Genomic DNA, 8,066 nt, shown 5'->3' with positions numbered 1-8,066 from the left:
TTAAATCTCAAGGAGGGGACGAGTACACTCTATCTAATAACAATATTATACAGTAAAACTGAATAATACTTAGTCGATAAAGGGTTATAGGTTACCTTTAACAACCTAAATACATTATATAAGGAGGGGATAGAATGGAATATGTAATCTACAATAAAAACACGCCGGTGTTTTCGTTTGAAATGATTCACAACAAAATCATAAAAATCATAGAAATATACAATCCAAAATACAGACCGGTGCAAGTTAAATACAACAATAAGAAAAATATAATCGAAAAAAGTAGCTTCGAGCATTTTCTAAAAGGTAGAAGAATTCCAGATACCAGACAGGACAAGGACATTATTTTGAAAAACATTCAAGGCAAATCGCTTTACGAACTTAGCTTGGCGTATTTCGGACTATCTCTTTCGGATCAATATTGGATAAAAGAAAAAAACGACAGCGTAGAATGGAAAGACATCAACTTTTTCCAAAATGATTTCTCACAAGATATGGGACTTTTTATGTTTGGCAAATCCGAAAGTTCTTTTTCACTAAAAACTCCGAACAACACATCAGATGGTTGGCTTAAAAAAGCATGGATGTTAAATGAAGACAAGAGAATTCTCGTTAAAGGCTCATCAAAACCATTCTATCAAGAAGCTTTCAACGAAAAAATCGCCTATGAAATCTCACAAATTCTAGGAATCAATCACATTAAATACGAAATAAAAAATATTGGTGACAAGACTTGTTCTGTTTGTGAGAATTTCATCGATGAAAACACTGAACTCATTCCAGTTAATGCGATTGTTCAAAATGTTCAAAAACCTAATCATATTTCAATGTATGATTTCGTGATTGAAGAATTGGAAAAACTAGGAGTTAATGATGCGAAAAACAGAATCGATGACATGCTATTTCTTGATTATATAATTTTCAACGAAGACAGACATTTTAATAATTTTGGATTCATAAGAGATGTTGAAACGCTTGAAGTTAGAGGAATGGCTCCGATTTATGATTCGGGAACAAGCTTATTCTACAACACACTTGATACTGCGATAAATTCTTACAATCCTGATGTGAAGCCGTTCTACACTGACAGAAAAAAACAGTTTGAGCTAATCAAAGAAAAAATCGACAAAAAAATTGATGCGAATAAAATTTACGAAATAATCGTAGACGTACTTTCAGAAAGTGATTATCTCGAAGAATTTGCCCCTGATAGGAAAAAAATCATCGCAGACAGAGTAACAAAATCTATATAATTAATGCATAAAATTTGTGGTTTTTGATTTCATAATGGGTATATAAGTCTTGAGGTGTAATTAAATGAAAAATATAGTATTAGAAAATTTCAGAGAATTGTCGAATGTTCCTCGTTGTTCATTTGACCAAAAAAGAATTAACGAATACTTAGTAAATAAAGCAAAACAACTAGGTCTAGAATACGATGTTGACGACGAATTAAACATCGTAATCAGAAAGCCTGCAACAGAAGATAAAAAAGGTCATCCAGGAGTTATTTTGCAAGGTCACATGGACATGGTTTGCGAAAAAGAAGATGACAGCGATCATGATTTCACCAAAGATCCGATAGAATTTATCGAAAAAGATGGCAAGTTAACTGCCAACAAGACAACACTTGGAGCTGACAATGGAATAGCAATCGCAATGGGATTTGCTATTTTGCAAGATGAAAACTTGTCACATCCTGATTTGGAATTGATGATTACGACAAACGAAGAAGTTGGACTTATCGGTGCGAATGCCGTAAGCGAAGATTTCTTAAAAGGCAAATACCTTATCAACGTTGACAGTGAAGAAGAAGGAATCATGACTTGTGGTTGCGCTGGTGGCAATACTTTGAATTCTGAATTTGCAATCAAACGTGAAGATTTTGGAAAATATTTCTACAGGATAGCAATCAATGGTTTCAGAGGTGGTCACAGTGGTCAAGATATCAACAAAAATCACCTTAATGCGATCGAATCCACAGTTAAAATCCTAAAAGAATTATCGACACGTCACAATTTGAGAATTGTATCATTAAATGGTGGTACAAAACACAACGCAATCCCAAGAAATTGTGAACTTATAATTGCAAGTGAAGACGAAATCAAAGACGAAGAACTAAACGTTGATGGTTTCAAACAAGTCGAAGAAAAGATGGAATTTAAGTTTGAACAAGTAGATGAAAAAACTCCAATGGACGAACAATCTACTGAACACATCTTGAATTTCCTAACAACAATTCCAAACGGAGTTGTGGACATGGTAAAAGGAAACGCCGATTTGGTGGAAACTTCTCTTAACCAATCAATAGCAAAAACAGAAGATAACAAATTTGTGTTTATGGTATCAATCAGATCCTCAGTTTTGGATAAAATAAAAGAAGTTGAAGATTTGATTACAAATACAACAAAATCAAACAATGGAATAGTTAAATCTGAAGGATTCTACGAACCTTGGGAATACCGTGAAGATAGCGAACTAAGAGACAAATGTTTGAAAGTTTATAAGGAAGTCACAGGAAAAGATATGCAAGTGAATGTTATTCACGCAGGTCTTGAATGTGCAGTATTTTCAAAGAAATATCCGGACATGGACATGATTTCCATCGGCCCAGATATGACGGGAGTTCACACACCAAAAGAAACTTTGGATTTGGAATCTACAGCTAGGGTGTACGAATTCTTGAAGAAATTAGTAGAATCATTATAAAATGGAGGATAAAAATGAGTGACGAAAGAAATTTAGAAAATGAAGAATTAAACGAAGAAATGTATGATGAAGAAGAGTTAGATACAATCGTACTAACATTAGAAGATGGCGGCGAAATCGAATGCGGAATCCTTGGAGTATTCGAAGTTGAAGGCTACGACAGTGATTACATCGCACTTGTATCTGAAGATGACAACGAAATTATGATTTACAAATACGAAGAAATCAACGAAGAAGAAGCTAACTTAGATGTTATCGAAGACGATGCTGAATACGAAAAAGCAAAAGAAACATTCGAATCTCTTTTCGTAGATTTTGAAGGAGAAGATGAAGAATAATTTTAAGGCTGTTATGATTGATCTGGACGGAACTCTTCTGACAGATGATAAAAAAATTACTGATTTCAGTAATCAAATTTTACAAAAACTTTATGACAACGGCATAAAGATTATTATTGCGACAGGAAGAGGTCTATCCAGAGCTAAGCAATTAACCGAAAAATTAGATTTTGACAAAATAATCCTTGCAAATAATGGAGCTATTATTCACAGTAGCTCCAATATTGCAACGGATGAGGATTTGAAGTTAGAATCCAATGTGGTGGATGAGCTTAGCACTCTATCAGAGGAGTATGGGATAAGACCGTATTTTTTTGTGGAAAACAAATGCGCACTTCTCATCCAAGATGAAGAAGATAAGAAGAATTTTGAGGATAGTGTTGGGGATATTGGTGAAATCATGACATTGTCTGAGAGGAATTTGCCGATAGATGATTGTGTAAGTATGATTATGATAGCAAGTAAAGACCGTATTTACGATATTGTTGATCATATCAAGGCTAATTCTAACGTGACATATCACATTCACACGAAGTATTTTTCCAAAAACATCAGAATGCTCGAAGTGCAAAACGTTAACACGGACAAATACAAAAGGGCAATTCATGTGCTTAAACATTTTGGAATAACAAGTGATGAAGTGGTTGCTATTGGCGATGCGCACAACGATTTGGAAATGGTTGTGAACAGTGGACTTGGAGTTGCGATGAAAAACTCCGACGATATTTTGAAACAAAACGCAGACATCATAACACAATACACAAACGAAGAAGACGGAATGGCGAGATTTTTAGAAGAACTATTTGAGTTGAGGGATTATGAATAATTTAAAAGAATTTTTGAATGAAGAATATTATGACAAATACAAGGGCAAAAACTTGGTAGTATACATCTATCCAAAAGATAACACAAGTGGATGCACAATAGAAGCGGACGGATTTTCCGAAATTTACGACGAATTTCAAAAGCTGAACACAGAAGTTGTGGGAATAAGCAAGGACACAGAAAAGACACACGAAAATTTCAGAAAAAAACAAGGACTAAAACAAGAATTGATATCCGACCCAGAAAGAATATTCTTGAACAATTTTGGTTGCGTTTACAAGGGCACAATGTTCGGCAAAGAAGTTACCAAAACAGAAAGAAGCACGTTTGTATTTGACAAGGATATGAACTTGGTCAAAGAATTCAGAAAAGTAAAACCAGACGAAAATCCACAAGAAGTCTTGGATTACGTACGAGACAACCTAAATGACTGATAGATATAACATTTACAGCAAATATCTAAAAGAACATTACGGAGAAAAAGTCTACAAACTTCCCATAAAACTGGATTTGACTTGTCCCAACAGAGATGGAAGGTTGGGGCATGGTGGTTGCATTTATTGTCACGAAGAAGGTGGAAGCTTCGAAAACAAAGAAAAACACCTTTCAATTCGTGAACAATTGGAAAAAGACAAACAAACTATCGAAAACAAATACAACGCCCACAAATTCATATCGTATTTTCAAAATTACTCCAACACATACATGCCGCTTGAATTGTTCAGACAATACGTCAACGAAGCAGTTGTAGAAAATGTCGTTGCGGTCAGCGTATCCACAAGACCTGATTGCATAGCACGTGAGCATTTGGAGATATTGAAACAACTTCAAGACGAAAAAAACGTCGACATCATCATAGAGCTTGGACTTCAAACATCCAACAACAAAACTTTGAAGATAATCAACAGACAACACACAGTCGCGGATTTCATTCGTGCTTGTTTGATGATAAAAGAATACGGATTTAGAATTTGCACACACGTGATATTGGCACTTCCGTGGGATGACATAGACGATGTCAGGGAAACTGCGAAGCTTTTGTCGGTATTAAAAGTTGACGAATGTAAAATCCATTCATTATACATTCCCAAACACACAATACTTGCGAAGTGGTACGAAGAAGGAAAAGTTAAACTCAAATCACTGGACGATTACGTGAATGAAGTTTGCGAATTCTTGAAATATTTGGATAAGGATATCCTAATTCAACGCCTAGTCGGCAGAATGCCCGAAGAGACTTCCGTGTTTTGCAACTGGAATACAAGTCACTGGAAAATACAGGATATGATAATTGAAAAAATGGAACGAGAAAATATTTTCCAAGGTGATAATTTTAGTAAAAGAATGGGTATAATAATATAAAGTAAATTAAACTTTTTAAAATGGTTTAAGAAAGGATGATAATAATGGTTAAATTTGTAGTAGGTCCTAAAGGTAGCGGAAAAACAAAATGGTTGATCGATAAGGCCAACGACGAAAAACAAAACAAAAACGGTAACATAATATTTATAGACTCTGATGACAAGCACATATTCTCACTTGATCACTCAGTAAGACTTATAGATGCATCGACATTCCACATCTCAAGTCCAGAAAGTTTGTATGGATTTTTGGCAGGAATAATGTCACAAGATTTCGACATCGAAACAATTTACGTAGACGGAATTTACTCAATCGTTGAAATGACAGAACAACAATTAGAAGAATTCCTAGAAAACTTGGAAGTTTTATCAAAAGAAGCTAACGTTAACTTCTTCATAGGAATGAACAAAGAAAAATCAAGCTTACCAGCAAAATACCACGAAGAAACAGTGGAATTGCACGAATAATACACTCATGATAGACCCTTTGATAGGGTCTATTTTTGTTTGTCGCTACATAAAAATACGGAATAAAAGTCGTAACACGCTCGTCTGACTTACGAAAATTGGCAAATTCTAATCTCGAAATTCTAAAATCTCAAACTCGTGCTACGCACTCAGACAATGAGATTTTTTAACGAATTTCTTCGATTGAATTTGACACAATTTTCTCCAGATGACTCGCTTAGTTACGAGCTTTTATTATGTATGCTACAATTGATTCTAGAAAAAAGCAGTAAACTGATTTGCACGAACACATGGACGAGAAAATTTATCGCAACACAAAGATAATGAATAAAAGTCGTAACACGCTTCGTCTGGCTTACGTAAACAGATTTCCGCGATTGCTTCAGTTAAGGGCGAATCAGAAAACTGTTTTGCACGAATATCTGCTTACGAAAATAAAAAAATCCTCACGCTCATGCCCATAAAATCTCAAGTGCGCCTACGGCTTTCACGAGTGAGATTTTTGACGGGTCACTTCGCTTGGATTTTTGGTTATTTTCTCCAGACGATATTCTTAGCAAATGCAGTAATCTGATTTGTTTCACTGACATGCAAAAAAATTTGTCGCTTCACAAACATACAGAATAAAAGTCGTAACACGCATCGTCTGGCTTACGTAAATTGGCAAATTCTAATCTCAAAATTCTAAAATCTCAAACTCGTGCTACGCACTCAGACAATGAGATTTTTTAACGAATTTCTTCGATTGAATTTGACACAATTTACTCCAGATGACTCGCTTAGTTACGATTTTTTATTAAAGTGCTAGTATTGGTTTTTAAAAAAGAACAAAAATCTGATTTTGTTTAACAGTAGAGAAAAAACAGGAAAAATTGTTGAAATATTAAGGATATATTGTATTACCTAAAATCATATAGTATAATAAAAATATCAATATAAATAGTTATATGCAAAACTACTTTTGACAAACCAAAATTTGTATACATATTAACAAAAAATTCAAATTTTTTTGTGCAGAAAACGAGGAGTATTTCGGTAGGAATATTTCTGGTGGGGCAATAAGAGTAGATGGTGTAAATGGAATGGCAAGAAATTGCTTGGAAACGGATTTGAAATATATTTGAAAGGCTGAAGGGGGGGCGACAAATTCCACCCGTTGAGGGAAGTTTCCATTGTCATATTAATATGAAATTTAATAAAAAATTATTGGTAGCAGTGCTTGCAGGAACTTTAGTTCTTGGCAGTGGAGTTAGCACTTATGCTACAGCGGACAATACAAATAATGCAAAAATGCTACAAGAAAAAGTTTCGGTAGAAGTTTTAAATGAAATATTGAATAATGTTGATAAAATTATAGAAAAATTAGAAAAAGATTCTGAATTATTAAAATCAGAAAAAGATTCTGAGTTAAAAAAACAAGGAAAAATTTCTGAAGTAGAAAAGTTAAAGATAGAAGTAATAAAAGAAAGAGCGGTCTTTGATAAACCAACAGTTTTAAATACTGAATATGCAATAGGAATGTTGAGACGTTTTGATGAAGCAATTGAAAAAATCAAACAATTAAAGCCTCAATCCGAATTTGATACTAAAGAAAAAGCAGAAGAAGCAGCCAAGAAAGACTTGGAAACAGAATTAGTAAAAAATGCATTTGACGTGGAAGAAAAAGATGGCAAATGGCACTACACATTAAAATTCAAGGAAATCAAACCAGAAAAATCAAACAATTCAGATAAAAAAGAAAAAACAGAAGAAAAGACTGCCGAAGAAAAGAAACAAGCAGAAAAAGAAAATAAAGTAGATGGATTGAAAAATTCAGCAGAAAAACAAAAAGAAGAAGAAAAGAAGAAGGCTGAAGAAGAAGCAAAAAAAGCCGAAGAAGAAAAAAAGAAAGCTGAAGAAGAAAAGAAAAAGGCCGAGGAAGCAAAGAAGGCTGAGGAAGAAAAGAAATCTGAAGAGATGAAAGCTGAAGCTAAGAAAAAAGCCGAAGAATTCAAGAAAAACGCAGAAAAGAAAAAAGTAACTCTTGTTAAGAAATCAGAAAAAGTTAATACAACTACCTCAGACAACAAAGTTAGTAGACCAGTAAAAACTACTACAGATAAGAAAAAATTACCAAAAGCTGGTATCGAATCAGAAGTATTAACACTACAGGCAGCATCATTGGCAGGCGTTCTTGGTGTGTATACTTCAATTAAAAAACGCAAATAAAATTTAATTTTAAAAAAGTAAAATGGGGTCTGATGTGTACCCATAAAACTGGACACAATATTTAATTAATTAGTTGTAGTGGATGCTAACCTATACTTTGTAGGTGGCATCCATTTTGTTTTCTTCTGAATTCTTTCGTTATTGTAATAATAGATGT

The 8,066-nt window shown here is 34.0% G+C and carries 9 protein-coding genes; 8 read left to right on the top strand and 1 reads right to left on the bottom strand.

The genetic code is table 11. The features are described 5' to 3' along the window. The first annotated feature begins 134 nt into the window (after positions 1–134). From ACU68U_RS08850 to ACU68U_RS08815, 8 genes are all read left to right on the top strand, one after another. A complete protein-coding gene (locus ACU68U_RS08850) occupies positions 135–1,253 on the top strand; it encodes a HipA domain-containing protein (protein ID WP_446763165.1) in 1,119 nt (372 codons plus the stop codon). A 64-nt stretch (positions 1,254–1,317) separates the two neighbouring features. Beyond that, a complete protein-coding gene (pepD, locus tag ACU68U_RS08845) occupies positions 1,318–2,709 on the top strand; it encodes a beta-Ala-His dipeptidase (RefSeq protein WP_446763164.1) in 1,392 nt (463 codons plus the stop codon). 14 nt (positions 2,710–2,723) lie between these two features. Beyond that, positions 2,724–3,047 carry a DUF1292 domain-containing protein gene (locus tag ACU68U_RS08840; protein WP_002836077.1) on the top strand — a complete coding sequence of 108 codons (324 nt, stop codon included), beginning with the start codon at positions 2,724–2,726 and terminating at the stop codon, positions 3,045–3,047. Further along, complete coding sequence (locus ACU68U_RS08835) at positions 3,037–3,873, top strand: Cof-type HAD-IIB family hydrolase (protein ID WP_446763163.1); 837 nt, start codon at positions 3,037–3,039, stop codon at positions 3,871–3,873. Before ACU68U_RS08840 ends, ACU68U_RS08835 begins: the two co-directional genes overlap by 11 nt. Then, complete coding sequence (locus ACU68U_RS08830; RefSeq protein ID WP_446763162.1) at positions 3,866–4,306, top strand: peroxiredoxin; 441 nt, start codon at positions 3,866–3,868, stop codon at positions 4,304–4,306. Before ACU68U_RS08835 ends, ACU68U_RS08830 begins: the two co-directional genes overlap by 8 nt. Next, positions 4,299–5,234 (top strand): TIGR01212 family radical SAM protein, encoded by a 936-nt coding sequence (locus ACU68U_RS08825; protein ID WP_446763161.1) that lies wholly within the window; start codon positions 4,299–4,301, stop codon positions 5,232–5,234. The genes ACU68U_RS08830 and ACU68U_RS08825 overlap by 8 nt, the downstream gene beginning before the upstream one ends. A gap of 44 nt (positions 5,235–5,278) precedes the next feature. Further along, complete coding sequence (locus tag ACU68U_RS08820) at positions 5,279–5,701, top strand: ATP-binding protein (RefSeq protein WP_094206380.1); 423 nt, start codon at positions 5,279–5,281, stop codon at positions 5,699–5,701. 1,185 nt (positions 5,702–6,886) lie between these two features. Next, positions 6,887–7,909, top strand: coding sequence for a DUF5633 domain-containing protein (locus ACU68U_RS08815; RefSeq protein WP_446763160.1), 1,023 nt, complete (start codon positions 6,887–6,889; stop codon positions 7,907–7,909). Between the two features lie 65 nt (positions 7,910–7,974). On the opposite strand, the gene ACU68U_RS08810 is transcribed toward ACU68U_RS08815, so the two are convergent. Next, positions 7,975–8,064 (bottom strand): hypothetical protein, encoded by a 90-nt coding sequence (locus ACU68U_RS08810; RefSeq protein ID WP_420896855.1) that lies wholly within the window; start codon positions 8,062–8,064, stop codon positions 7,975–7,977. Between the last annotated feature and the right edge of the window lie 2 nt (positions 8,065–8,066).

The organism is Finegoldia sp. P3-F-LR (assembly GCF_052932165.1).
The sequence above is the reverse complement of the archived record's forward strand: the minus strand, read 5'-3'. Positions and strand labels throughout refer to the sequence as shown.

Coding starts and splice junctions, on each gene's coding strand:
- ACU68U_RS08850 (WP_446763165.1), top strand. CDS start 135: ATGGAATATGTAATCTACAATAAAAACACGCCGGTGTTTTCGTTTGAA.
- pepD (WP_446763164.1), top strand. CDS start 1,318: ATGAAAAATATAGTATTAGAAAATTTCAGAGAATTGTCGAATGTTCCT.
- ACU68U_RS08840 (WP_002836077.1), top strand. CDS start 2,724: ATGAGTGACGAAAGAAATTTAGAAAATGAAGAATTAAACGAAGAAATG.
- ACU68U_RS08835 (WP_446763163.1), top strand. CDS start 3,037: ATGAAGAATAATTTTAAGGCTGTTATGATTGATCTGGACGGAACTCTT.
- ACU68U_RS08830 (WP_446763162.1), top strand. CDS start 3,866: ATGAATAATTTAAAAGAATTTTTGAATGAAGAATATTATGACAAATAC.
- ACU68U_RS08825 (WP_446763161.1), top strand. CDS start 4,299: ATGACTGATAGATATAACATTTACAGCAAATATCTAAAAGAACATTAC.
- ACU68U_RS08820 (WP_094206380.1), top strand. CDS start 5,279: ATGGTTAAATTTGTAGTAGGTCCTAAAGGTAGCGGAAAAACAAAATGG.
- ACU68U_RS08815 (WP_446763160.1), top strand. CDS start 6,887: ATGAAATTTAATAAAAAATTATTGGTAGCAGTGCTTGCAGGAACTTTA.